We start from the raw sequence: 24,277 nt of genomic DNA, 5'->3' as shown, positions 1-24,277 counted from the left end.
TTGATCGCCTTGTGCCTCGATACACACAACCCCAACTACATCCCGATTCGTGACGCTGTCCCAATCCGACAGCGCCACAACCCCTCATGCCTGGTGACCATAGCGAGCTGGAACCACCCCTTCCCATCCCGAACAGGACCGTGAAACAGCTCCGCGCCGATGATAGTGCGGATTCCCGTGTGAAAGTAGGTCATCGCCAGGCTCTTATACTGCAAAACCCCTCGACAGCGTGTGCTGCGAGGGGTTTTGTCTTTGGCGCGGCCAAAATGCTGCGCTCGCATTTTCTTGCTGGAGCTAACGACGCCGTACCGTGGCACTCCCGATGGCCCCAGCCAGACAGATCCCGCCCAGCAAAGCCGCGGCAGGCGTGATCAGGGACGTCGCCGACGCGCTTGCAGCGACCGGCAACAGCATCAGTACGGCCACGTTATTGACGCTTTCCGACGCCGCCAACACCTTTCCTTTGTTTGCGCCCGCACGCTGCGCAAGGATGGCGGTGCTGGCAGGTGCCGCGATACCCAGCGCCGCTCCCCAGACCAGCAGGCATCCCAGCGCCACCGGCAGCCCGGTCGCGGCCGTCAGGAATAATGTCATGGAGCAGGCGATCACCACGGTAGCGAGAACCAGGATGTTTTCTTCGCGCTGGTAACGCCGGCTGCAATGTCCCGCCAGCATATTGCCGACTCCCAGACCCAGACCGAATACGGAGACGGCAACGCCGACGGCTCCTACCTCGAGCCCATATCGCATTCGCAGCACTTCTCCCGCAAAAACATAGCCCGCCACTGCGCTGCCATTCCAGGCGCCTTTTGCAAGCAGAAGGCAGAAGATACCGGCGCCTGCCTTTTTGATGGAAGATTCCTTAATCGTGCAGGCGCTTGGCCGATCGTGCGGAATTACACACCAGCCCGCGCCGAAGGCCACAAGGCAGCTCCCGGCGATCAACAGAAACGGCGTGCGCCAGCCCCAGGCTTCTGTCAGCAAACCGGCCACGGCGGGCCCAGCCGCGATCCCCGCGGTCATACCGAGCATGACGCTGCCCATGGCGCCTGCCTGCTTTGCTGGTGGTATCCGATCGGCGATCAGGGCGAAGACGGTGGGGATTGTTGCGGCCGCGGCGAGGCCGCCAAGTATCCGCAGGGCCATGGCGGCGTGCAGTGTCGGCACCAGCGTCAGCGCAATGCTATCGGCGGCGAACAGCAGCGTGGCAACGAGCAGCACCCGGCGCCGTCCGGCGCGATCCGAGAGCCAGCCCATCAACGGTGCCGCCGCGGCGTACGACAGGGCATAGGCCGAGACCAGTCCCGAGGAATGCGCCGGGGATGTGTGGAAGGTCGATGCGAGCGGGGCCAGCATCGGGGCGAGCATGAACTCCGCGGCTCCGACCATGCAGACGGCAAGGGCCAGGACGGGCAGAAGGAACGGCGATGGCATCGGAAACTCCGGGGTGAGATGACGGATAGCCGAAACGCGCGTCGTGACGGCGCAACGCAACGGCATCGAGGGCTAAAGCCAGCTAAATCGGGGAATTGAGCGGCGCCGCAGAGTCGGGCGCAGACAGAAGCGGTGCGCGGGGCACCGGTCAGGCGGGATGGGCGGACCAGGAAGGTCCGCCCGGAAGATGGAAAATTCTAGCGTATCGCCGGGAAAGGAGCGTGGGCTTAGTCGGCCTCTACCTTCATCGACTTCAGCAGCGGCTGCCACTTGTCGCTTTCCGCCTTCAGCAGCGTCCGCAGGCCTTCCGGCGTTTGCTTGTCGACCGGAACAATTTCCGCGCCGAGTCCGTCCAGCTTCTTGATCACGGTCGGATCCTTCAGCCCTTTTTGCAATGCCTTGGTGAGGCGTTCGACGGCAGCCGGCGGGGTGCCCCTGGGCGCGTAGATGCCGTGCCATACCTTGACGTCAAAGCCTTTCAGCCCGCCTTCCTGCAACGTCGGGGCCTGCGGCAGCGCCTTGATCCGTGCCGGCGTGGTGACGCCGAACAGGCGCACGCGATCGGCCTGGATATGCGGCAGGGTGGCCGTGGTCTGGTCGCACAGCAGGTCGACCTGGCCGCCCAGCAGCGCGGTCAGCGCGGGGCCCGCGCCCTGGTAGGGGATGGCGTTCAGCTTCACGTGCACCGATTGTTCGAACAACAGCCCGCACAGCTGGGACACGGCACCCAGGCCGGCATTGGCCAGCGACACCTTCTCCTTGTTTTGCGTCACGTACTGGATCAGTTCCGGCACCGTCTTCGCCGGCAGGTCCTTGCGGCCCATCAGCGTCATCGGCACGTCCGCCACCTGGCCGACATACTCGAAATCCTTCAGCGGCGCATACGACAGCTTCTTGTACAGCGCCGGCGCGGTCGCCATGCCGTTGTGGTGGATCAGCAGCGTATAGCCATCGGCCTGCGCGCGGGCGACGAAGGCCGCCGCCACGGTGCCGCCGGCACCGGTGCGGTTTTCCACCACGATGCTCTGGCCAAGGTCTTGCGACATCGCTTGGGCCAGCGTGCGCGCGACGACATCGGTCGGGCCGCCGGCGGAGTAGGGCACGACCAGGGTGATCGGCTTGGCCGGATAGGCATCGGCCGCTGCCGCGCCCGAGGCGCCTGCCATCGCAGAAGCCGTTACCAGCATGCCCGCCAGCCATCGCGGCCCGGCGAGCCGATACTTCGCATCCTTCATTGCTGTCTCCAGATAGGTGCCGCGCCGTGGGTCCGGGGCGGCTTGTCAGGGTTGCGCGGCTAGCATGGCGGCAAGCCGCGGCGACAGCAATCTGGTTCTCGTGAAGGATGCCTAATGCATGGTGAAAGATCAGCCTGGTAAAAGATCAGGCCGCTTCGGCCACGCGCACCTCCACCAGCAGCTTTTTCAGCTCCGGCACGCACGAGCCGCAGTTGCCACCGGCCTTGACGCAGGCCGTGATCTCCGCGGGCGTTTTCAGGTCGTGCTTGCGCACGGCATCGCAGATGGTGTTGCGCCCGACGCCGAAGCACGAGCACACCGTCGGGCCGGTGTCGGCGCCTTTCTCCATCGGCTGTCCGAGCAGCAGCCCGATGCGGTCGGTGTCTTCCAGCCGCTCGCGCCCGAACAGGCCGGCGAGCCAGGCGCGCGATGGCAGCTCCGGACGTGTCGAGACATAGACGCAGGCCTCGAGCCGGTCGTCGACGACATGGCCCGCGTGGTACACGCCCGCGGCGCGGTCCTCGTATTCCAGCCAGTCGGCGTCCGGGTCGGTTACGCCAAGCAGCGTGCGGGCCCAGGCGGTGCGGTCGGCGACGGTGTCGCGGCCGGCAAATTCATAGCGCTGGAACTGGCGGCCCTGCACCCGCGTCCAGTAGGTCAGCGCTTCGGCCGGCAGCGCGCGGCGGCTTAGCATGAAGCCATGCCAGTGCACGCCGAACGGCTCGACCCGCACCGGCGTGTGCTTGAACTCGGGTTCGCCGGAAACAGGATCGACCACCGGATTGACCAGCGCGCCGACGCGCGCGTCGGAGCTGAATTGTCCGTTCCAGTGGATCGGGACGAATACGCTGCCGCGCGGAATGCCGCCGCCATGCCGCACGCGCGCGACCATCGCGCCCCAGCGCGTGCTGACGCGCGCGAGCTTGCCTTCGCCCACGCCGCACAGCAGCGCGTCCTGCGGGTGCATGTCGACAAAGGGCTCGGGCAGATGGTCGGCCAGCTTGGCCGACTTGCCGGTGCGCGTCATGGTGTGCCACTGGTCGCGCACGCGGCCGGTGTTCAGGATCAGCGGGAAGTCGTCGTCGGGCGCGTGGGCCGGCGCGCGCGGCGGCGTGGCGACAAAGCGGGCACGGCCGTCGGCATGGGCGTAGCGGCCATCGCCGAACAGTCGGTGGGCGTCCTGTGTGCCTTGCGCGGGCACGGGCCACTGCACCGGTTCCAGCGCGTCATAGCGCACCCGGTCCAGGCCGGCCAGCCCGCCGATATCGAACGCGCGTGGGGCGTCATCATTGCGCCATGCGCTCAGGCGCGCGTGTTCGTCGAAGATCTGGTGCGGCCCGGTATAGTCGAAGCCGCTGAAGCCCATGCGGCGTGCCACCTCGCACAGGATGTCCCAGTCCGCGCGCGCTTCGCCCGGTGCCGGCAGGAAGGCGCGCTGGCGCGAAATGCGCCGCTCCGAGTTGGTCACGGTGCCGTCCTTCTCGCCCCAGCCCAGCGCGGGCAGCAGCACATGCGCGGCGGCGTTGGTGTCGGTGCACTCGATGATGTCGCTGCTGACCACCAGCTCGCACCTGGCCAGCGCGCGGCGCACTTGGTCGGCGTCGGGCAGGCTCACCACCGGGTTGGTGGCGATCACCCAGACCGCCTTGACGCGGCCGGCTTCGATGGCCTCGAACAGCTCCACGGCCTTCAGTCCGGGGCGATCGGCCACCGCCGGCGATTGCCAGAAACCTTGCACCACCTCGCGATGCAGCGGGTTGGCCAGTTCCATGTGCGCGGCCAGCATGTTGGCCAGGCCGCCGACCTCGCGCCCGCCCATCGCGTTGGGCTGGCCGGTCAGCGAGAACGGGCCCATGCCCGGCTGCCCGATACGGCCGGTGAGCAGGTGGCAGTTGATGATGCTGTTGACCTTGTCGGTGCCGGCCGACGACTGGTTGACGCCCTGCGAGAAGGCGGTCACGGTCTTCTCGGTCTGCGCGAACAGTGCGTAGAAGTCCAGCACGTCCTGCAGGTTCAGCTTGCAGGCGCGGGCCACCGCAGCAGGATCGGCGCAGGCGGCGTCAGCGGCCTGCAGGGCTTCGTCCAGTCCCGCGGTGCTGGCGCCGACAAAGGCGGCGTTGGCGTGCCCTTCACGCGCGAGGTAGCTCAGCAGCCCGTTGAACAGCCACACGTCGGTGCCCGGGCGGAGCGCCAGGTGCAGGTCGGCCAGCTCGCAGGTGGCAGTGCGGCGCGGGTCGATCGCCACGATCTTCATCTCCGGGCGCGCTTCCTTGGCCCGGGACAGGCGCTGGAACAGGATCGGGTGGCACCACGCGGTGTTGGAGCCCACCAGCACCACCAGGTCGGCCAGTTCCAGGTCTTCGTAGTTGCCCGGCACCAGGTCTTCGCCGAAGGCGCGCTTGTGGCCGGCGACGGCCGACGACATGCACAGGCGCGAGTTGGTGTCGATATTGGCGCTGCCGATGAAGCCCTTCATCAGCTTGTTGGCGACGTAGTAGTCCTCGGTCAGCAACTGGCCCGAGACGTAGAGCGCGACCGAATCCGGACCATGGCGGCGGATGATGTCGGTGAAGCCCTGCGCCACGGTGCCGAGTGCACGGTCCCATGACACCTGCTGCAAGCGGCCCTCGGCATCGCGCAGCTTGGGATGGAGCAGGCGGCCTTCCAGGTCGACCGTTTCGCCCAGCGCCGAGCCCTTGACGCAGAGCCGGCCCTGGTTGGACGGATGTTGCGCGTCGCCCGCGATCTCGACCTGGCCGCCGGCGCGCACCGTGGCACGCACGCCGCAGCCGACGCCGCAGTACGGGCAGGTCGTGGCGGTGGTAGTGGTCAGGGTTGCAGAGACAACCGGGATGTCGGACAGGTTCACGCGTTCTCCGTGCGGGGGCGTTATATGGCTTGGGGTGATGCTAGGCAGCGAGCGCTTCGCACTGCGCCTTGCCGAACAGCAGGCGCTGGCGCAGCGCGGCCACCGGCGTGCGTTGCTGGATCAGCTCGAAATACCAGGCGCCGTCCTGCACGTCGCCGTACAGCACGGCGCCGACCAGGCGCCCGTCCTGCAGTACCAGGCGCTTGTAGACGCCGCGGCGCGCGTCGCGCAGCACAAGGTCTTCGCTGCCTTCGCCGCCGATGAAGTCGCCAGCGGAGTACAGGTCGACGCCAGTCACTTTCAGTTTGGTCGCAGTGGCCTGCTGCACGTAGCGGCGATGGCCGGCACCGGCGAGATGGGCCGCGCAAACGCGCGCCTGGTCCCAGATCGGCGCCACCAGCCCGAAGGTGGCCTGGCGATGCTGCACGCACTCGCCGACGGCATAGATGCGCGGATCGTAGGTCTGCAGCGTGTCGTCGACGACGATGGCGCGCTCGCAATGCAGGCCGGCGCCTGCGGCCAGTTCGATGTTGGGGCGCACGCCGGCGGTCATTACCACCAGGTCGGCGGGGATCTCGCTGCCGTCCTTGAAGCGCACGCCGGTGACGCGCCCGGTGCCGAGAATTTCCGCGGTCTGCGCGCTCAGCAGGAAGCGCAGGCCCTTGCGTTCCAGCGCGCCCTTGAGCAGCGTGGCGGCGGGCTTGTCGAGCTGGCGCTCCATCAGGCAGTCGGCCAGGTGCACCACGGTCACGTCCATGCCCTGGCGCAGCAGGCCGTTGGCCGCCTCCAGCCCGAGCAGGCCGCCGCCGATCACCACCGCATGGCGGTGGTTGCGCGAGGCATCCAGCATGGTCTCGACGTCCTGGATGTCGCGGAATGCGATCACGCCTTCGAGCTGGTGTCCCGGCACCGGAATGATGAACGGCCTGGAGCCGGTGGCCAGCAGCAGGCGGTCATAGCGCACCTCGCGTCCTGAGGCGGAACGGACCACGCGGCGCGGCCGGTCGACCGATACCACCGGATCGCCGGCGAGCAGCTCGATGCCGTTCTCTTCGTACCACTCGCGCGTGTTGAGCATGATGTCCGCCACTGTCTTCTCGCCCGCCAGCACCGGCGACAGCAGGATGCGGTTGTAGTTGCCGTGCGGCTCGGCACCGAACACCGTGATGTCGTACAGGTCCGGAGCGAGCTTGAGCAGTTCCTCGACCGTGCGCATGCCGGCCATGCCGTTGCCGACGACGACCAGGCGCGGCCGGGCTTGGGGATTGGCGGAAGGCGTCATGCCGGCATCTCCGTGGGCAGGGCAGGTAGGCAAGGGCAGCATCGATCGGAGCCGAGGCTCAGGCGGCGAGTTCTTCCTCGGCCTCGCGCACGGCCGCGGCGGCGGCGATCCACACCTTGCCGTCATAGACGCGCGCGGCGTAGGCGTTGACCGACTGTTCAGGTGCCTCCAGGCATTCGCCGGTGCGCAGATCGAAGTGGTGCTTGTAGATCGGCGACGCCACCACCAGGCGCTCGCCAAGGTTGCCCACCAGCCCGCGCGACAGCACCGCGGCCTGCGCGTTGGGATCGAAGTTGTCGATGGCGTAGACCTCGTCGCCGCGGCCGATGCGGAAGACGGCGACCTGCCGGTCATCGACCAGCGCGCACACACCAGTATTGGGCACGATATCGCGTACGGTGCAGATGGCGGTCCAGGTTTCGGCATGGTGGGGATGGCTCATCACGTTCTCCTTGGTTGCTGGCACGGTCAGGCGGCTTTCGCGGGCATGGACACCACGGGAATGTGGCTCAGCCGGGAGCGCTGCAATTTCCGTTCCTCCGGCGTGGCCGGGCGGATCTGGCCGCGCTCTTCGATGAAGACCAGGTTGTCGTCGCGGCGGTCGCTGTTGACGAAATGGCGGAAGCGCTTGCGCGTCTCGGGGTCGGTCACGGCCTTCTTCCACTCGTCTTCATAGGTGTCGACCACGTGCTGCATCTCGGCTTCCAGCTCGTCTGCAATGCCCAGCTTGTCGTCGAGCACCACGGCCTTCAGGTAGTCCAGGCCGCCTTCCAGGTTGTCGCGCCAGACGCTGGTGCGCTGCAGGCGGTCGGCGGTGCGCACATAGAACATCAGGAAGCGGTCGATGTAGCGCACCAGCGTGTCGTGGTCGAGATCGCTCGCCAGCAGTTCGGCGTGGCGCGGCTTCATGCCGCCGTTGCCGCAGACGTACAGGTTCCAGCCCTTGTCGGTGGCGATCACGCCGACGTCCTTGCCTTGCGCCTCGGCGCACTCGCGCGTGCAGCCCGATACGCCGAACTTGATCTTGTGCGGCGCGCGCAGGCCCTTGTAGCGGTTTTCCAGTTCGATCGCGAGGCCGACCGAATCGCCCACGCCATAGCGGCACCAGGTCGAGCCCACGCACGACTTCACCGTGCGCAGCGCCTTGCCGTAGGCATGCCCGGACTCAAAGCCGGCGGCGATCAGCTCTTCCCAGATGTAGGGCAGTTCCTCGGCACGCGCACCGAACAGGTCCACGCGCTGGCCGCCGGTGATCTTGGTGTAGAGGCCATACTTCTTCGCGACCTGGCCCACGGCGATAAGGCCTTCGGGCGTGACCTCGCCACCCGGCATGCGCGGCACCACCGAGTAGGTGCCGTCCTTCTGGATGTTGGCCAGGTAGTAATCGTTGGAGTCCTGCAGGCTGGCGTGCTCTTCTTTCAGCACGAACTCGTTCCAGCACGAGGCCAGGATGCTGCCGACGGTGGGCTTGCAGATATCGCAGCCCAGGCCGTTGCCGTGCGCTTCCAGCAGCGCGTCGAAAGTCATGAACTTGCCCACGCGCACCAGGTGGTAGAGCTCCTGGCGCGAGAACGGGAAGTGCTCGCAGAGATGGTTGTTGACCGCCATCCCTTGCTTCTTCATCTCGGCCTTCATGATCTGCGTCACCAGCGGCACGCAGCCGCCGCAGGCCGTGCCGGCCCTGGTGCAGCTTTTGAGCGCGCCGATGCTGGTCGAGCCATCGCAGACGGCGGCGCAGATCTCGCCCTTCGATACGTTGTTGCACGAGCAGATCTGCGCGGTGTCGGGCAGGGCATCGGCGCCCAGCGCCGGGCGGGCCTTGCCGGTGCTGTCGGGCAGGATCAGGAACTCGGGCGACTCGGGCAGTTCGATCCTGTTCAGCATCATCTGCAGCAGCGTGCCGTATTCGCTGGCATCGCCGATCAGCACGCCGCCCAGCAGGTACTTGCCGCAATCGGACACCACCAGCTTCTTGTAGACCTCCTTGCGATCGTCGCTGAACTGGTAGATGCGCGCGCCCGGCACGGTGCCGTGCGGGTCGCCGATGCTGGCCACGTCGACCCCCATCAGCTTGAGCTTGGTGCTCATGTCGGCGCCGCCGAACTCGGCCGCCTCGCCACGCAGGTGGCGCGCGGCCACGCGGGCCATGTCGTAGCCGGGGGCCACCAGGCCGTAGATCTTGCCGTCCCACAGCGCGCATTCGCCGATGGCGTAGATGTCCGGGTCGGAGGTGCGGCAGTTGTTGTCCACCGCGATGCCGCCGCGCGCACCGACTTCCAGGCCGCACGCGCGCGCCAGTTCATCGCGCGGGCGGATGCCGGCGGAGAACACGATCATGTCGGTGTCCAGATGGGTGCCGTCGGCGAACACCATGCGATGGGTGCCGTCCTCGCCGTCGACGATCTCGACGGTGTTCTTGCCGGTGTGCGCGGTCACGCCCAGGCCCGCGATCTTCTGGCGCAGCATGCGGCCGCCGCCTTCGTCGACCTGCACCGCCATCAGGCGCGGCGCAAACTCGACCACATGCGTCTGCAGGCCCATGTCGCGCAGCGCCTTGGCGCATTCGAGGCCAAGCAGGCCGCCGCCGACGACCACGCCGGTCTTCGAGCGCGCGCCGCATTCCTGCATCGCTTCCAGGTCTTCGATGGTGCGATAGACGAAGCAGTCCTTGCGGTCCTTGCCCGGCACCGGCGGCACGAACGGATAGGAGCCGGTGGCGAGGATCAGCTTGTCATAGGACAGGGTCTCGCCGGTGGAGACCTTGACCGTGCGCGCGGCGCGGTCGATCTCCACCGCACGCGCGTTCAGGCGCAGCAGCATGTTGTCGTGCTGCTCGAAGAAGCCCGCCGGCACCAGCGACAGGTCTTCCGCCGACTTGCCGGAGAAGAACTCGGACAGGTGCACGCGATCGTAGGCGGGACGCGGTTCTTCGCACAGCACGGTCACTTCCAGGTTTTCCGCACCGGCTTCCGCCAGCGCTTCCAGGAACTTGTGACCCACCATGCCGTGGCCGACGATGATCAGTTTCATGATGCTTTCCTTGTCCGGTAGTCAGTCTTTGCTGCTTGATGTTGCGGTGGGGCGATGCCTGGGAATCAGTTGGCCAGCGCGCTGTCGTAAAGCGCCTGCTCGCGCGCCTTGTGCTCGGCGCTGAAGCGGATGGCGATGGCGCACAGCGCCGCGATGGTGGCCAGCACGCCCAGCACCGTCAGGGTCTGCTGCACGTTGCCCAGGCCCTTGAGCAGGAAGCCCGCGGCCACCGCGCCGACGTTGCCGCCCGCGCCGATGATGCCGGCCACGCCGCCCAGCGCCTTGCGGTCGATAAAGGGCACCAGCGCATAGGTGGCGCCGCAGGCCATGTGGGTGAACAGGCCGAACATCAGCATCGCCACCACCGCAAGCGCCACGTTGCCGGCCTGCGCGAACCACAGCAGGCCCAGGCCTTCGCCCAGGATCAGCGCGAACAGCAGCGTGGCGCGCGCATCCAGGCCGCGCCGGCGCGCCGCCTTGTCCGACAGCCAGCCGCCCAGCGCGCGCGCAAACAGCGCCAGCAGGCCAAAGCTCGCGGCGGCCATGCCGGCGGCCTTCAGGCTCAGGCCAAAGCGGTCGACGTAGTACATCGCGGCGATGTTGTGGATGAAGATCTCGACACCGAAGCAGGCGCCGTAGGTGATGAACAGCAGCCACACGCGGTAGTTGGCGCTGGCGGCGCGGAAGCTGGCCCAGCCACCGCCACCCTTGCCGCCATCCTTGCCGCTGATCTCGATGCCGCGCGCGCGCAGCTCCGAGTAGTTGCCTTCCGGGCAGTCCTGAGTGAAGCGGTAGTAGACGACGGCCATCACCAGCATCAGCACGCCCGGCACCAGCAGCGCGATGCGCCAGCCGAAGGCGTGGTCCGCGCCCGTCATCAGCACCGCGGCCAGCACCAGTGGCATCAGCGCCTGCGCGGCGCCACCGCCGGCATTGCCCCAGCCGGCCGTGGTTGCGTTGGCGGTGCCGACCACGTTGGGCGCGAACATCACCGAGGTGTGGTACTGCGTGATCACGAAGCTGGCGCCGACCGCGCCGATCAGCAGGCGGAACACCAGGAAGGTCTCGTAGTTCTGCGCCAGCGCCACGCCCAGCACCGGCAGCGCGCCCAGCGCCAGCAGCCCGGTGTAGGTCTTGCGCGGGCCAAAGCGGTCGCACATCGGGCCGATCACCAGGCGCACCAGGATCGTCACCGCGACCGCGGCGATATTGATGTTGGCGATCTGGCCGGCGCTGAGGCCGAACTCGCCCTTGAGCACTGGCATCAGCGGCGCGCAGGCAAACCACGCGAAGAAACACACGAAGAACGCCATCCAGGTCAGGTGGAAGGCGCGCATCTGCGGAGTGCTCAAGCTCAGCAGCTCGATGCGGGTGGCTTTGCCGGTCATCGTCACTTGCTCCAAAAACAAATGGCGTCCCGCAAACCGGCCGTGAAGCCGGTTCAGGGGACGCCGTTGTCCTGACAGCCACTACAAGGGATAGGGGCTGTGTATGTGGGGGTGGGCCGGTCGCCGTTGACGGGCCCGGACCCAATTACGCAAGGGGTGTGCCAGCCCGTTATGTGACGGGCAATGGCGTCTGACGGCCGGACGGCGGGAGCGCAAGCGCTTTGGATGCGCTGTGGTGGGGCGGGCGGTGAGCGCGCGGCACGCTAATGGTGCAGTGCGGTGGACTGCGCTGGTGCGGTGCGGCACCGGCGGCAAGGAAGGCTTTGGCGTTAGCCGCCGCCGGCGGGCTTTCGCACCGGAATGATCTGCATGTCGCGCGGCGACACCTCGGCGCCGTCCTCGTCGACCAACGCGGCGCGCACCAGTTTGCCATTCGCGCGCGAGCGGACCTCGACCGGGCCGCCGTCGGGCGCCATGTGGCAGTCGCCCCATTGCATCAGCCCGACCAGCACCGGCAGCAGTTCGACCGCGGCACGGGTGGGGCGGTACTCGAAGCGCTCGCGCTCGCCGGGTTCGCGGTAGCCGACCTTGCGCAGCAGGCCGGCATCGGTCAGCGTCTTGAGCCGCGCCGACAGCACCGCGGGCGAACATTCCAGCCGGCGCAGGAAGTCGTCGAAGCGCGTCACGCCGTGGAAAACGTCGCGCAGGATCAGGATCGTCCACTTTTCGCCTATCAGCGACAGCGTGGAGGCGATCGAGCAATGGCGGAGATCGGACGCGGTGGTGCTCATGATGCCGTGAAGCATAGCATGCTGACTTCATTTGCAAAAGTCAGGCTATCTCCTATACTCTGGCTACAGATTGTGAATTCAGGTGGTGGCAGCATGGATCTACAGGGCTTGGCGCGCGGCGGCGTGACGGAAAGCTGGACGACGAGACGGGGCACGCAGGTGACGCTGCGCCGCACCGGGGTTCAGGATGGCGCGGCACTGCGCGCGATGGTGGACGCGCTGTCGCGGGAAAGCCGCTACTTCCGCTTCCTGACTGGCGGGCGCGTGATCGATGAAATCGTCGCCGGCCTGGCCGCGCCCGGAGACGGTGGCGTGGCGCTGGTCGTGGTCGCTCCCGGTGAAGACGGCAGCCAGACCATCGTCGCCAGCGCCGAATATGTCGTCTCCGGCCAGATTGCCGAGTTCGCGGTGGTGGTGGCCGACACCTGGCAGGGGCAGGGGCTGGGCCGGCGCCTGATCGCCAGGCTGTGCGAGCTGGCGCGTGCGGCCGGGCTGCACGGCCTGCGCGGCGACGTGCTCAGCGAGAACCGGCGCATGCTGGCGATCCTGAAGGGGCTGGGCTTTGCCAGCCGCCGCAATCCGCAGGACAGCTTCCTGCATGAAGTCTCGCTGGCGCTGGCGCAGCCGGCGCGCAGCGCGCAACGGTTGCCGGCGGACTGGTTCAGCGCGCGCTGAGCTGCCGCGCGCTAAAGCCTCAGCCGGCTTCGCGCTTGCCGCGCGAAGTCATGGTACAGCCGACCGAGGCCGTGATGATGCTGGCGATCGCCAGCCACTGCACCGTGCTCAGTTGCTCATGCAGGAACACCAGCCCGGCGAGCGCGCCCATGGCCGGCTCCATGCTCAGCAGGATGCCGAAGGTGCGCCGGTGCAGGCGCTTGAGCGCGACCATCTCGAGCGAATAGGGAATCGCGCTCGACAGGATGCCGACCGCCAGCCCGAACAGCAGCAGGGTCGGGCTGAACATCGCGGTGCCCGCGTGCGCCAGGCCGAACGGCAGCACCACCAGCGCCGCCATGGTAAGCCCCAGCGAGGTCGCCTGCCCGCCGTGGGCGTTGCCGGCCATCTGCCCGAACACGATATACAGCGCCCAGCCCACGCCCGCGGCCAACGCATAGCCGATCCCGACCGGATCCAGCGTGCCGGCGGCATCGCCGACCGGAAGCAACAGCAGCAGCCCGGTCACCGCGAACGCAATCCACAGAAAATCGATCGCGCGCCGCGACGACAGCACCGCCACCGCCAGCGGCCCGGTGAACTCGATCGCGATCGCCAGCCCCAGCGGAATGGTCCGCAGCGACATGTAGAACAGCAGGTTGGTGGCGCCCAGCGCTGCGCCGTACAGCGCGATCGCGCGCGCGTTGGCGCGCGTCAGCGGCATGCGCCACGGGCGCCAGACGCACAGCAGGATCAGCGCGGAAAAGCTGACCCGTAGCGCCGTGGTGCCCTGCGCGCCCAGCGCCGAGAACAGGCTCTTGGCAAACGAGGTGCCGATGCACAGCGAGGCCATCGAGCCGGTCAGGGCCAGTACGGCAATCAGGGTCGAGTGGCGGTGGGCGGTGGCGTGCTGCAAGGTCGGGTCCTGTATCGAGGTTGGTGGCCGGTGCGAATGCTGCCGCATCATGCGGCATGCGCGGCGCGGATGCCATATACAGGTGCGCGCAGGCGGCTCAGTATAGTTGCGCCGCGCGCGGCCGCGGACCGGCCCCTGCTGCGGCTCAGTGCTCCCGCGCCGCGGCCTTGCGCCGCTTGCCGGGCTTGGCGGCGCAATCCGGGCAGCGCCCCAGCAGCGTCAGTTCGTGGTGCTCCACCACGAAGCCCGGCGGCGTGATCTCTTCCAGGTGGCCGGGACATCCTTCCAGCGGGAACACGCGGTCGCACGTCAGGCACTGGAAATAGTGGCGGTGCGTCACCGCGCCAGGTTCTTCCGCCAGTTCATAACGGTCGGCCTGGCCGGGCAATTCCACCGCGTGCACCTGCGCATCGTCGAGCAGGGCGCGGAGATTGCGATAGACCGTGGCCAGGCCCAGGGACGGCACCTGGCGCTGCGCCGCGGCCAGGATCTCGGCCGGGCTCAGCGGCCGGCCGGCTTCGCGCAGCGCGTCGATCACGGCGCCGCGTTGACGGGTCATGCGTTCCATGCCTAGAATCTTAGTGAGAATCTATTATCATTAGTGAGTCGCCGCGGTTTGCCAGTCGGATGGCCGCCGCGGCGACTCGTTTTTTTCGGGGTGTTCCTTATGCTGCTTGCGCAGCCCAGCCGTACCCGGCATCCGGTGCCGCTTTCCTTCCTGCGCGTGGTATTCCGGCCAGTACCCGCGCGGCGGCCACTGGCCGCGCTGATGCTGGCGATGTCCGGCCTGGCCGATGCGGCGGATCCCGCGCAGGCCTCCGATATTACGCTGCCGGCGGTGTCGGTGACCGGTACGGCCACCGCATCATACAACCCGCCCGACGCCTCGGGCGCGACCCGCACCGACACGCCGCTGCGCGAGATCCCGCAGTCGGTGCGCGTGGTGCCGCGCGCCATGCTCGACGACCTTGCCGCGACCCGCTTCGACCAGACCTTCGACTATGTCAGTGGCGTAGCGCGCCAGAACAACTTCGGCGGGCTGTGGGACAACTTTGCCATGCGCGGCTTCACCGGCAACGAGAACACCGGCGCCGGCTACCTGGTCAACGGCTTCGCCGCCAACCGCGGCTATACCGCGCCGATGGACGCGGCCACCATCGAGCGCGTCGAGGTGCTCAAGGGCCCGACCTCATCGCTGTACGGCAGCAGCGAGCCCGGCGGCACCTTCAACGTGGTCACGCGCCAGCCGCAGTTCCGGCCCGCGCAGCGCTACGGCTTCGAGCTGGGCACGCGCGACGGCTACCGCGCCAGCGCCGACGTCACCGGCGCGCTGGGCGAAGACATCGCCGGCCGGCTGATCGCGGTGGCCGATCACCAGGGCAGCACCCGCGACTTCATCCACAGTCAGCGCTACCTGGTCGCGCCGTCGATCACGTGGATGCTCGGCAACGACACCATCGTGCAGTACGCGGCGGAATTCCAGCGCTACACCACGCCGATGGACCGCGGCGTGGTCGCCGTCAACGGCCAGCTGGGCCGCATCCCGCGCTCGCGCTTCCTGGGCGAGCCCGGCGACGGCAGCCTGCGCCTGGACAGCCAGTCGCACCAGCTCAGCGTGGAGCACCAGTTTTCGCCGCGGTGGCAGGGCAGGCTCGGCCTGTCGTACCGCGGCGGCGCGCTGGCGGGGCATTCCAGCGAAGCCGTCGCGCTCGCCGCCGACGGCCGCACGCTCTGGCGCCAGCACCGCTACCGCGACTTCCAGTCCGACGATGTCTCGCTGCAGGCCAGCGTGACCGGCAAGTTCAGCACCGGCCCGGTCGGGCATGAACTGCTGCTGGGGGTCGACGCCTACCGCTTCGGCAACACCATGGCGATCCTGCGCAAAAACCCCAGCGCCGCGGCACCGTACGCGATCGACATCTATGATCCGGTCTATGGCCAGCCGGCGCCGCCGCTGGCCTGGAACATGGACACCTACGAGCGCCAGCACAATGTCGGCGCGTACGCGCAGGACCAGCTGCGCCTGGGCGAGCGCTGGCGCGTGCTGGCCGGCGTGCGCTTCGACAGCTTCAGCCAGTCGCTGGACGACCACCTGCGCGGCACCCGCACCACGCAGCACCACAACGCGGTGTCGCCGCGCGTGGGCGTGAGCTATCTGGCCAGCAACAACCTGTCGCTGTTCGCCAATGCCAGCCAGTCGTTCCGCCCCAATGCCGGCAGCGACGCCGCCGGCCAGCCGTTCGAACCCGAGCGCGGCCGCGCGCTCGAGGCCGGCATCAAGTTCGACAGCGACGACCGCCGCACCGGCGCCACGCTGGCCCTGTTCGAGATCCGCAAGCGCAATGTGCTGGCCGCCGACCCGGCCGATCCGTCGTTCTATCTCGCCGCCGGCGAAGCACGCAGCCGCGGCGTCGAGCTCGACGTGGCCGGGCAGCTCGGCACGCACTGGCGCGTCTCGGGCAGCTTCGCGCTGACCGATGCCGAGATCACGCAGGACACCCGCCTGGCCCCCGGCACGCCGTTGTCCAACGTGCCGCGTACCAGCGCCAGCCTGCTGGCGATTTACGAGGACGCGGCGCCGGTCGGGCAGCGCTATGGCGCAGGCGCCGGCCTGCGTTATGTCGGACGGCGCCCGGGCGACGTGCAGGACAGCTTCTCCTTGCCCGCCTACGTGCTGGTCGACCTGCACGGCTACTGGCAATACAGCCGGCACGTGCGCGTGTCGCTCAACGTGGGCAACCTGTTCGACAAGACCTATTACGCCAGCTCGTACAGCAGCCTGTGGGTGGCGCCGGGCGCGGGCCGCAGCGTGCGGCTGGGCGTGCAGCTGAGCTACTGACGGGGACCGATGATGCCGACACCACTGGCGGTTGCCCGGGGCCCGACCCACCGGCTGCTCTCCATCGATGCGTTGCGCGGGCTGGTGATCCTGATCATGCTGCTGGACCATGTGCGCGACATGTTCTTCCTGCACGTGCCGGTCGCCGATCCGATGGATGTCGCCGCGACCTCGCCGGCGCTGTTCTGTTCGCGGCTGCTGGCCCACCTGTGCGCGCCGGTGTTCATCGCCCTGGCGGGCGTGTCGGCCTGGCTCTACGGCAACGCCGGGCACGACCGGCGCGCGGTCAGCGGCTTCCTGCTCAGGCGCTGCCTGTTCCTGGTGTTGCTGGAGCTGACCCTGGTGGGCTTTGCCTGGACCTGGCGCTTGCCGCCGCAGGTGATCTACCTGCAGGTGATCTGGGCCATCGGCCTGAGCATGATGGCGCTGGCCGCGCTGGCATGGCTGCCGCGCGCGGCGCTGGTCGCCACCGGCGTTGCCCTGGTGGCGGGGCACAACCTGCTGGATCCGCTGCACTTTGCGGCTGACAGTGCTTGGCACGTACCTTGGGCGATCCTGCACGACCGTACCTGGATCGAGGTGGCCGATGGCCTGCGCGTGCGCACTTCATATCCGGTGCTGCCGTGGATCGGCGTGATCGCGCTGGGCTATGCGGCGGGGCCGTGGTTTGCCGCGACCATGCCTGCCCGCGCGCGCCAGCTGAGGCTGGCCGCCTGCGGCCTGGCCGGGCTGGCCGGGTTTGCGTGGCTGCGCGCGCTCAACGGCTACGGCCAGGAACAGAAATGGACGCCCGGCGCGGATGCCCTGCATACCGCGATGAGCTTCCTCAACGTGACCAAGTACCCGCCGTCGCTGCTGTTCCTGCTGCTGACGCTGGGCACCGGCTGCCTGCTGCTGCTGTGGCTGGAGCGCGCGCAGGCTGGCCGGGCGGCGCGTTGCCTGGCCGTGTTCGGCGCGGTGCCGATGTTCTTCTATCTGCTGCACCTGTATGTGCTGCAGGGCCTGTACCAGCTTTGCGTGTACCGCTGGGGCCTGAACCAGGGCCGCGTGTTCGGCCTGGACCATGTCTGGCAGCTGTGGCTGGCGGCAGCAGTGCTGGCGCTGCTGCTGTGGCCGGCGGTGCGCTGGTTCGCGGTGCTGAAGGCGACGCGGCGGGACTGGCGCTGGCTGAAGTACTTCTGACCAGCGCCGCGAGCCGCCGCGCGAGCCTTAGCGTGGTGCAGTGGCGGCAGCGGCCGGCTGCACCGTCGCCGGGGCCGGTGCCGGCGCCTGCGCCGCTGGCTGCGGCTGTGCGACGGGCTGTTGCTGTGTGACGGCTTGAGGCTGCGCGAGTTGCTGTGCGACGGCTTGCGGCTGCGCGACCGCCTGAGGTTGCGCGACGGCCTGCGGCTGCGCCACCGCCTGGGGCCGCACCGCGGCTTGCGGGCCGGCGGCGGGCGCGCCGTTGGCGCCCGGAGCGGCCTCGGTCAGTTCGCGCCAGCCGCCGCCCAGCGCCTTGTACAGCGATACGCGGCTGGTCAGCCCGGCCAGCTTGTAGGTGATCAGCGCCTGCTGCGCGGTGTAGAGCTCGCGCTGCGCGTCGAACACGCCGAAGTAGTCGTCCACGCCGTTCTTGAAGCGCATCTCCGACAGCCGCCGGGTTTCGCTGCCTTCGCGCACCAGCGCTTCCTGCGCCTGCACCTGGCGCTCGTAGGTGGCGCGTGCCGCCATGCTGTCGGCCACTTCGCGGAACGCGGTCTGGATGGTCTTCTCGTAGTTGGCGACGTTGATGTCCTTGCGCACGTTGGCCGCGTCGAGGCCGGCGCGGTTGCGTCCGGCATCGAAGATCGGCACCGTCAGCTGCGGCGCGAAGACCCACGCCATGCCGCCCGAGAACAGCCCCGCAAGGCTGCTGCTGGCCACGCCCAGCGCGCCGGTCAGCGAGATGCGCGGGAAGAAGGCCGCGCGCGCCGCGCCGATATTGGCGTTGGCGGCCTTGAGCCGGTGCTCGGCGTCGAGGATGTCGGGACGGCGCACCAGCACGCTGGAGGGCAGCCCTTCGGGGAACTCGCGCATCAGCATGCGCGCGTCGAGCGGATCCGGCGCGGGGGCATTCGGATTGGCGGGCGCGGCACCGGCATCGGTGACCGACTTGGGCAGCGGCCCGCCGATCAGCAGCGCCAGCGCGTTCTCGTCCTGCGCGACTTGCCGGGTGTATTGCTCCACGCCCACCTGCGCGGTCTGCACCTGGGTTTGCGCGCGATGCTGGTCAAGCTGCGCCATCGCGCCCACCTGGTGCCCGCGCCGGACCATCTCCGCCGCGTCCTGCTGGGTCTTGAGCGTGTTCTGCGACAGCTGCAGCAGCGCGCGGTCGGCACGCAGCGTCAGGTAGGCGCTGGCCACTTCCGCCACCAGGCTGATCTGCGCGCTGCGGCGCGCCTCTTCGGTGGCCATGTATTCCTCCAGCGCGGCATGCTTGAGGCTGCGCACGCGGCCGAAGAAATCCAGCTCGAACGCGGTCAGGCCGATGCCGGCGTTGTAGGTGGTGATCTGCGGCGACTGTCCCGCCGCGCGCAGCCGTTGCGGCAGCCGCTGCGACACCATGCCGGCATTGCCCTCCACGGTGGGAAACTGCGCCGCGCGCTGGATCTGGTACAGCGCGCGCGCCTCGTCGATGGCCAGCGTGGCCATGCGCAGGTCGCGGTTGTTGGCCAGCGCCAGCTCGATCAGCTGGCGCAGTTGCGGGTCGACGAAGACATCGCGCCAGCCCAGGTCGGCGGCCGAGGGGCCTGGGGGCTGCGCCGGCTGGCCCGGCTGCGCCGCGCCGTTGGCCGGCTTGGCCTGCGCGGTGCGGTAGGCCGCGCCGTCGGGCCATGCCGACGGGACCGGGGCTTCGGGGCGCTGGTATTGCGGCTCCAGCGTGCACGCGGCAAGCGCCAGTACCAGCGCGCCAGGCAGCAGCAGGCGTGGCGGCAGGGGGGCACGGCGGCGGGGACGGGGCAGGCTTCGCATGGATGGTTCCGGAGAGAGAGAAACGGGAGCAGCAGGGGTCAGCCCATCAGCGCACGGCGCATGAAGCGCGAGATCGCCAGCTTGGGCTGCCCCTGTCGGGCAATGTTGTGGGCGGGATCGGTGAACAGCAGCCGGATCAGCGCGTGGCGCGCGGCCATGCTGGTATGCAGCGCGATCCCCAGCAACTGGCCGTCGCGGCGTACCACCCGGCACGGGATCCAGCCGGTCTGCGCCAGCCACAGCGCGCCTTCCATGCCGGGGCGGAAGGCCGGCGCCAGCGGCGTGTTCACGGCCACGCCGTTGCAGGACAGGTCCCGGGTGGTGACGCGGTACTCGCGCCCGTCGACGCGCAGCAGCGCGGCGGCATGGTGCGGAAAGCGCTCTTCCTTGCGCGGCCGCGGCAGTTCCACGCACACCAGCAGCGAGGCCAGGTACAGCATCAGCGCCACGCCGGTCCAGATCGTGTTGAAGGCCAGGCCCTGCGCATCGGGGTCCACCACCAGCGCGCGGCCGAGGCCGAGCGCGGAGAACCCCAGCAGGCCGGCGTAGAGCGCGGCGAACTTGCCGTGGATCACCAGCTTGGAGCGGTCCAGCCCTTTGTTGGTGACCTTGAACGGCCGGCCGAACGGCTTGAACATCGCGCTGACCAGCGACGCGGTCACCGCCAGCGCCGCGACGATCTGCGTCACCTCGGTAAAGATCGGCAGCGCGCGCTGCCCGGTGATCCAGATGCTGTACGCCCAGTACGCCACCAGCGCGGGCAGGCCGTAGGCCAGGAACTGCAGCGGCTCGCCGTACAGCGTGGAGACGCCGAAGTACCAGTACAGCAGCGGCCCCGCCAGCAGCATCAGCGTGAACGGGCGCGACAGCCAGTGCAGCAGCCCGTGCACATAGTGCAGGCGCTGCATGAAGGTGTAGCCGCGCCCGCGCAGCGGTCCGTCGGCGGTCAGCGCCACCTGGATCGTGCCCAGCCCCCAGCGGCTGCGCTGGCTGATGTATTCGGGCAGGCCCTCGGCCGACAGGCCCACGCTCAGGCGCTCGTTGAGCCAGCGCGTGATATAGCCGTGCGGCAGCAGCCGGTAGGTCAGGTGGATGTCCTCGGTCACGGTGCCGGTGGGGAAGCCGCCGATCAGCTCGATCAGGTCGCGCCGCACCACGAACGAGGTGCCGATGCAGAACGCCGCGCCCCACGCGTCCTTGGCCGGCTGCATCACGTCGAAGAAGGCGCGCTGCTCGTCGACCCAGCATTCGGTGGCGCGCAGGTTGTACTGGATCGGATCGGCGTTGTAGTAGAACTGGGGCGTCTGCACCACGCCCACGCGCGGGTCGCCGAACAGGCCCACGGTGCGCAGCAGGATGTTGCGATGGGGCGCGAAGTCCGCGTCCAGCACCAGGATGTAGGGCGCACCGCCGGCGGCGGCGCTGTGGCGCAGGCCGTTGTTGAGGTTGCCCGCCTTGGCGTGGGCGTTATCGGGACGCGTCACGTAGTTGGCGCCGACGCGCTCGCAGAACTCGCGCAGCCAGTCGCGGCGGGTGTCGTCGAGCACCCAGACGCGGAAGTCCGGATAGTCGATCGCCAGCGCGGAGACGATGGTCTTCTCCAGGATCTCCAGGCCTTCGTTGTAGGTAGCGATGAAGATGTCCACCGGCGGCACCCGCTGCGCGCGGCGCAGCGCCGCTTCGCCGGCGTCGGCATCGGGCGTGTGGTTGCTGGTGCGCGACAGCACCACGATCGACAGCAGCGTGTAGGCCAGCGTCATGCATTCGAAGATAAAGAACACATGGGCCCACACGCTGGCGAAGGTCATCTGCCAGTCGGGCAGGGTTTCGCGGATGCGCCAGGTCAGGTACACGCCCAGCAGCAGCGCGGTGATGCCGCCGAACAGGATGCGGTCCGCCGGCCGTTCGTGCCGGCACAGCAGCGACAGCAGCACCGTGGCCAGCAGCACGCCGCCGTTGATGATCAGCAGCGTCTGGTTTTCCAGGAAGAGGGCGAACATCGTCAGTCCTTGTCGGGGGTGGGGCTGGCGGCGGCGGTGGCAGCGATGGCCGGCGGCGGGCAGGACGGCTCCAGGCAGCCGCCCGGGCGGAACGGGTTCCAGCGCGCGGCGGCCAGCACCGCCCACGCGGTGGCGCCCAGGTGCGGCAGGTGGAAGTAGTGAAAGTCCTCGGTGGTGGAGGTTGGGCCGATCGACAGCCCGGTGCTGACGCGCGCCTGCGGCGTGGCGTAGAGCATGCCGGACGGCGCGCGCTGCGCCCGCAGCAGCGGCCACAGCGGCGCGGCCTGCTGCGCCTGGCCGGCGGCCTGCAGTACCAGCGCGGCCTGTCCGGTGCCTTCGGTCCAGATGCCGTCGGGGCTGCCCTTGAAGCCGTAGCCGGCGCCGGCGCGATGCCTGGCTTCGACCCAGGCCAGGTTGCGGCGCCAGTCCTGCGGCGGATCGGGGAAGGCGATCAGCGGCCACAGCACGGCGTCCAGCGCCGACGGGCCGGCATTGGGCGCGCGCCCGTCGTCGTGCGTGCCGATGATGAAGCGGCCCTCGCGCGGCTGCCACATGGCGCCGACAAAGCCGCGCGAGCGCGCCGCGCCGTCGCGCCAGCGCGGCTCGTTGCGCAGGCTGGCCAGCCAGCTGAAGGCCGCATAGGTGTCGACGTTGTGCTCGGTCGATTTCCAGCCCTGGCGGATCTGCTTGGGCTCATGGCCGAAGAAGCCGCCGATATAGCCGGCCGGCGCGGCGGGGTCGGGCACGGTGGCATGCACCCAGCCCATCAGCGCCGCGGCGCCGTCGAGATAGCGCGCATCGCGCGTGGCGTCATGCACCGCCAGCAGCAGCAGCGCGGCCCAGGCCACGTTGCCGGTGGCGGTGCCGGCCTGGTAGGCGTCTTCGAACCAGCGCTTGCTGGGTTCGTCCCACCAGCCCGGCAGCGGCGCCGGGCCCGCTGGCAGCGGCCCGGCGCGGTAGGCGTTGCGCAAGCGCGCGTCGCGGAAGTGGCGGTCCTGGCGCGTGGCTTGCAGCACCGCGTCGGCAATGCGGCGCGCTTCCGCGGGCCGCTTGCAGGCGACCAGCGCGATGCCGGCCAGCGCGTTGTCGTAGACGAAGGCGGCATTGCGCAGCGCCGGCGACAGCGGTTCGCCGCCGGGCGCGGGCTCGTAGCTGGGCAGGAACAGCGGGCCATTGCCGCCGGCGCGGGCGACCTGGTCGGCCAGCGCCTTGCAGCCTTCTGACAGCAGCGCCTGCTGCGCGGGATCGGCGGCGCGCGCCGCGCTCGGCGCCAGCGCCAGCAGGACGGGAAGCAGCGCGCCGGCGATCATGCGGGGCAGGCGCGCGGTCGGGATCGGCAATCGCATCCGGCTCTCCTTGGCGCGGGCGCTTACAGCGAGGCCCGCAGCTGGCCCAGCCAGCTCTGGTTCAGCGTGACGCGGGCCCAGCGGCCCATGCCGCAGTGTCCGGACTGCGCCGGCGCCGCCGCCGCTGCCGTGCCTGCGGTAGCGGGCGCGGCCGCGCTGCCCGACGCCGCGCCGGCCTTGGCCGGCAGGTTGCCCAGCGGGCGGTCGAGCTTGGCGATCACGTAGATCTCGTTCTTCTCGATCGGCGGGAACGGCACGAAGTAGCGCGCCTGGTCGCCGTCCGGCGCGCGCGGCAGCACCTCGGCCACCGATGCCGGCAGCGCGGTGGGCACGCCGTCGACCTGCACGTTCAGGCGCGCACCGGGCAGCAGGTTGTCGCTGAGGCTGCGCGGGAACACCGCCACCACGCGCGTCTGCGCGCAGTTGCTGGCGCGCGCCAGGGTGGCGCCGGCGGCGACGCGCATGCCCGGCTGCGCGATCAGGTCTTCGATGGTGCCGGGCTCGGGCGAGCGGATCTCAAGGTTGGAGAGACGGTCGATGCGTTCCTGCTCGGTCGCGATCATTGCGTCGACCGACTTGCCGTAGGCTTCCAGCTGCTCCAGCTCCGCCGTCAGCTGTGCCGCTTCCGCCCCCAGCACCTGGCGGCGCTGCGCGAGCGTGGCGCTGGGGCCGTCGGTGGACGACGCATAGACCTTGTTGCGCGACGCCTGGCTGTCGCCGATGGCATTGTCGAGCTCGGCCTTGGCCGCGGCCTTGGCGTTGGACAGCATCGACAGCTGGTAGCGCGAGGCATTGGTATAGGCCTCGCTGACCGCGCCGGCCCACTGCATGCCCTGGTTGCGGTTGACCACTTCCTGCTGCTGGTCTTCCTGCGCCTTGGCCGAAGCCAGCCGCGCTTCCAGCGCGCGCACGCGCGCGGCATGCTCGCGCTGCGCGGCGCTGTTGTAGCGCTGCAGGTCCTGGTCGGTGGCAGCCATCAGCCGTCGGTTGCTTTCCAGCCGCGCCTTGGCCGAGTCATAGCGCTGCTGGTTGTCGAGCTTCTTGCCGGTCAGGTCGACCAGCAGCGAACGGTCGATGTTGGGGTTCTGCACCACCATCAGCGCCTGGTTGGCCGTGAACGGCTGGCCCGCGGCCACCATCTGCTTCATCACCACGCCCTCCACCGGCGACGTCACCAGGCTGACGGGGCTGTTCACCACCGCGCGTTCCGACGAGCGCGTAAACACATTTGGAAACATGATCGTCAGCACGGCCCAGATGATGAACAGCACCACGCCGTAGCCCGCCATGCGCGGCACGATATGCCACAGCGGCACGGCGACCGGCTGCGGGCGCTGCACCAGCCCCTCGCCCTGGGGTTGGCGCAGCGGGGCGGGGGTCAGCGAGTGGGGGCGCGGCGGTGGGTTGTTGCGCTGGTCGGCCATGGTGTTGTTCTCCGGCAAGCAAAGTCAAAAAACATCCCCGCCGGCATCCGGCGCATGGATGCCGGGCGAGCGTATCCG

At 69.1% G+C, this 24,277-nt stretch carries 17 protein-coding genes and 1 rRNA gene; 4 read left to right on the top strand and 14 right to left on the bottom strand.

From position 1 onward, the window contains the following. The first annotated feature begins 89 nt into the window (after nt 1–89). Nucleotides 90–202, top strand: a 5S ribosomal RNA gene (gene rrf, locus CBM2588_RS24825). A 92-nt stretch (nt 203–294) separates the two neighbouring features. Here the strand turns inward: rrf and CBM2588_RS24820 are convergent. The 8 genes from CBM2588_RS24820 to CBM2588_RS24785 form a co-directional block, all read right to left on the bottom strand. Continuing rightward, nucleotides 295–1,434, bottom strand: a complete 1,140-nt coding sequence (locus CBM2588_RS24820) for an MFS transporter (protein ID WP_115682957.1) — start codon at nt 1,432–1,434, stop codon at nt 295–297. Nucleotides 1,435–1,661: 227 nt separating this feature from the next. Next, nucleotides 1,662–2,669: a tripartite tricarboxylate transporter substrate-binding protein gene (locus CBM2588_RS24815; RefSeq protein ID WP_115682956.1), complete on the bottom strand. Its 1,008-nt coding sequence runs from the start codon at nt 2,667–2,669 to the stop codon at nt 1,662–1,664. 145 nt (nt 2,670–2,814) lie between these two features. Continuing rightward, on the bottom strand, nt 2,815–5,538 hold the full coding sequence (locus CBM2588_RS24810) for a nitrate reductase (protein WP_115682955.1): 2,724 nt from the start codon (nt 5,536–5,538) through the stop codon (nt 2,815–2,817). Nucleotides 5,539–5,578: 40 nt separating this feature from the next. Further along, nucleotides 5,579–6,820: an NAD(P)/FAD-dependent oxidoreductase gene (locus tag CBM2588_RS24805; RefSeq protein ID WP_115682954.1), complete on the bottom strand. Its 1,242-nt coding sequence runs from the start codon at nt 6,818–6,820 to the stop codon at nt 5,579–5,581. Between the two features lie 58 nt (nt 6,821–6,878). Then, complete coding sequence (gene nirD / locus CBM2588_RS24800) at nt 6,879–7,262, bottom strand: nitrite reductase small subunit NirD (RefSeq protein WP_115682953.1); 384 nt, start codon at nt 7,260–7,262, stop codon at nt 6,879–6,881. Nucleotides 7,263–7,288: 26 nt separating this feature from the next. After that, on the bottom strand, nt 7,289–9,850 hold the full coding sequence (gene nirB / locus CBM2588_RS24795) for a nitrite reductase large subunit NirB (RefSeq protein ID WP_115682952.1): 2,562 nt from the start codon (nt 9,848–9,850) through the stop codon (nt 7,289–7,291). 65 nt (nt 9,851–9,915) lie between these two features. Then, nucleotides 9,916–11,238, bottom strand: a complete 1,323-nt coding sequence (locus CBM2588_RS24790; RefSeq protein ID WP_115682951.1) for an MFS transporter — start codon at nt 11,236–11,238, stop codon at nt 9,916–9,918. Between the two features lie 329 nt (nt 11,239–11,567). Beyond that, nucleotides 11,568–12,044, bottom strand: a complete 477-nt coding sequence (locus CBM2588_RS24785) for a winged helix-turn-helix transcriptional regulator (RefSeq protein WP_115682950.1) — start codon at nt 12,042–12,044, stop codon at nt 11,568–11,570. Nucleotides 12,045–12,122: 78 nt separating this feature from the next. On the opposite strand from CBM2588_RS24785, the gene CBM2588_RS24780 reads away from it, so the two are divergent. Further along, nucleotides 12,123–12,704, top strand: a complete 582-nt coding sequence (locus tag CBM2588_RS24780; protein WP_115682949.1) for a GNAT family N-acetyltransferase — start codon at nt 12,123–12,125, stop codon at nt 12,702–12,704. Between the two features lie 19 nt (nt 12,705–12,723). Here CBM2588_RS24780 and CBM2588_RS24775 read toward each other — a convergent pair whose 3' ends face one another. Together CBM2588_RS24775 and CBM2588_RS24770 are read right to left on the bottom strand one after the other, a co-directional pair. After that, nucleotides 12,724–13,536: an EamA family transporter gene (locus tag CBM2588_RS24775; RefSeq protein WP_231942326.1), complete on the bottom strand. Its 813-nt coding sequence runs from the start codon at nt 13,534–13,536 to the stop codon at nt 12,724–12,726. Nucleotides 13,537–13,744: 208 nt separating this feature from the next. Then, complete coding sequence (locus CBM2588_RS24770; RefSeq protein ID WP_115682947.1) at nt 13,745–14,167, bottom strand: Fur family transcriptional regulator; 423 nt, start codon at nt 14,165–14,167, stop codon at nt 13,745–13,747. A gap of 99 nt (nt 14,168–14,266) precedes the next feature. On the opposite strand from CBM2588_RS24770, the gene CBM2588_RS24765 reads away from it, so the two are divergent. Both CBM2588_RS24765 and CBM2588_RS24760 read left to right on the top strand, forming a co-directional pair. After that, on the top strand, nt 14,267–16,438 hold the full coding sequence (locus CBM2588_RS24765; RefSeq protein ID WP_115682946.1) for a TonB-dependent siderophore receptor: 2,172 nt from the start codon (nt 14,267–14,269) through the stop codon (nt 16,436–16,438). Between the two features lie 9 nt (nt 16,439–16,447). Continuing rightward, nucleotides 16,448–17,620 (top strand): DUF1624 domain-containing protein, encoded by a 1,173-nt coding sequence (locus CBM2588_RS24760; protein ID WP_115682945.1) that lies wholly within the window; start codon nt 16,448–16,450, stop codon nt 17,618–17,620. 27 nt (nt 17,621–17,647) lie between these two features. Here the strand turns inward: CBM2588_RS24760 and CBM2588_RS24755 are convergent, their stop codons facing one another. From CBM2588_RS24755 to CBM2588_RS24740, 4 genes are read right to left on the bottom strand one after another with little or no spacing between them, the layout of a single operon-like run. Then, on the bottom strand, nt 17,648–19,429 hold the full coding sequence (locus CBM2588_RS24755; protein ID WP_115682944.1) for an efflux transporter outer membrane subunit: 1,782 nt from the start codon (nt 19,427–19,429) through the stop codon (nt 17,648–17,650). Nucleotides 19,430–19,467: 38 nt separating this feature from the next. Beyond that, nucleotides 19,468–21,429 (bottom strand): glycosyltransferase family 2 protein, encoded by a 1,962-nt coding sequence (locus CBM2588_RS24750; protein WP_115682943.1) that lies wholly within the window; start codon nt 21,427–21,429, stop codon nt 19,468–19,470. A 2-nt stretch (nt 21,430–21,431) separates the two neighbouring features. Next, nucleotides 21,432–22,775 carry a hypothetical protein gene (locus CBM2588_RS24745; protein ID WP_115682942.1) on the bottom strand — a complete coding sequence of 448 codons (1,344 nt, stop codon included), beginning with the start codon at nt 22,773–22,775 and terminating at the stop codon, nt 21,432–21,434. Between the two features lie 23 nt (nt 22,776–22,798). Next, on the bottom strand, nt 22,799–24,199 hold the full coding sequence (locus CBM2588_RS24740; RefSeq protein WP_115682941.1) for an HlyD family secretion protein: 1,401 nt from the start codon (nt 24,197–24,199) through the stop codon (nt 22,799–22,801). Nucleotides 24,200–24,277 lie beyond the last annotated feature (78 nt).

Source organism: Cupriavidus taiwanensis (assembly GCF_900250075.1).
Classification (GTDB): Bacteria; Pseudomonadota; Gammaproteobacteria; order Burkholderiales; family Burkholderiaceae; genus Cupriavidus; species Cupriavidus taiwanensis_C.
The sequence above is the reverse complement of the archived record's forward strand: the minus strand, read 5'-3'. Positions and strand labels throughout refer to the sequence as shown.

Excerpts from the sequence above, each read along its gene's own strand:
- CBM2588_RS24780 (WP_115682949.1), top strand. The coding sequence starts at position 12,123 with ATGGATCTACAGGGCTTGGCGCGCGGCGGCGTGACGGAAAGCTGGACG.
- CBM2588_RS24805 (WP_115682954.1), bottom strand. The coding sequence starts at position 6,820 with ATGACGCCTTCCGCCAATCCCCAAGCCCGGCCGCGCCTGGTCGTCGTC.
- nirB (WP_115682952.1), bottom strand. The coding sequence starts at position 9,850 with ATGAAACTGATCATCGTCGGCCACGGCATGGTGGGTCACAAGTTCCTG.
- CBM2588_RS24745 (WP_115682942.1), bottom strand. The coding sequence starts at position 22,775 with ATGCGATTGCCGATCCCGACCGCGCGCCTGCCCCGCATGATCGCCGGC.
- CBM2588_RS24820 (WP_115682957.1), bottom strand. The coding sequence starts at position 1,434 with ATGCCATCGCCGTTCCTTCTGCCCGTCCTGGCCCTTGCCGTCTGCATG.
- CBM2588_RS24770 (WP_115682947.1), bottom strand. The coding sequence starts at position 14,167 with ATGGAACGCATGACCCGTCAACGCGGCGCCGTGATCGACGCGCTGCGC.
- CBM2588_RS24765 (WP_115682946.1), top strand. The coding sequence starts at position 14,267 with ATGCTGCTTGCGCAGCCCAGCCGTACCCGGCATCCGGTGCCGCTTTCC.
- CBM2588_RS24785 (WP_115682950.1), bottom strand. The coding sequence starts at position 12,044 with ATGCTTCACGGCATCATGAGCACCACCGCGTCCGATCTCCGCCATTGC.
- CBM2588_RS24815 (WP_115682956.1), bottom strand. The coding sequence starts at position 2,669 with ATGAAGGATGCGAAGTATCGGCTCGCCGGGCCGCGATGGCTGGCGGGC.
- nirD (WP_115682953.1), bottom strand. The coding sequence starts at position 7,262 with ATGAGCCATCCCCACCATGCCGAAACCTGGACCGCCATCTGCACCGTA.
- CBM2588_RS24760 (WP_115682945.1), top strand. The coding sequence starts at position 16,448 with ATGATGCCGACACCACTGGCGGTTGCCCGGGGCCCGACCCACCGGCTG.
- CBM2588_RS24750 (WP_115682943.1), bottom strand. The coding sequence starts at position 21,429 with ATGTTCGCCCTCTTCCTGGAAAACCAGACGCTGCTGATCATCAACGGC.
- CBM2588_RS24775 (WP_231942326.1), bottom strand. The coding sequence starts at position 13,536 with ATGGCCTCGCTGTGCATCGGCACCTCGTTTGCCAAGAGCCTGTTCTCG.
- CBM2588_RS24790 (WP_115682951.1), bottom strand. The coding sequence starts at position 11,238 with ATGACCGGCAAAGCCACCCGCATCGAGCTGCTGAGCTTGAGCACTCCG.
- CBM2588_RS24755 (WP_115682944.1), bottom strand. The coding sequence starts at position 19,429 with ATGCGAAGCCTGCCCCGTCCCCGCCGCCGTGCCCCCCTGCCGCCACGC.
- CBM2588_RS24740 (WP_115682941.1), bottom strand. The coding sequence starts at position 24,199 with ATGGCCGACCAGCGCAACAACCCACCGCCGCGCCCCCACTCGCTGACC.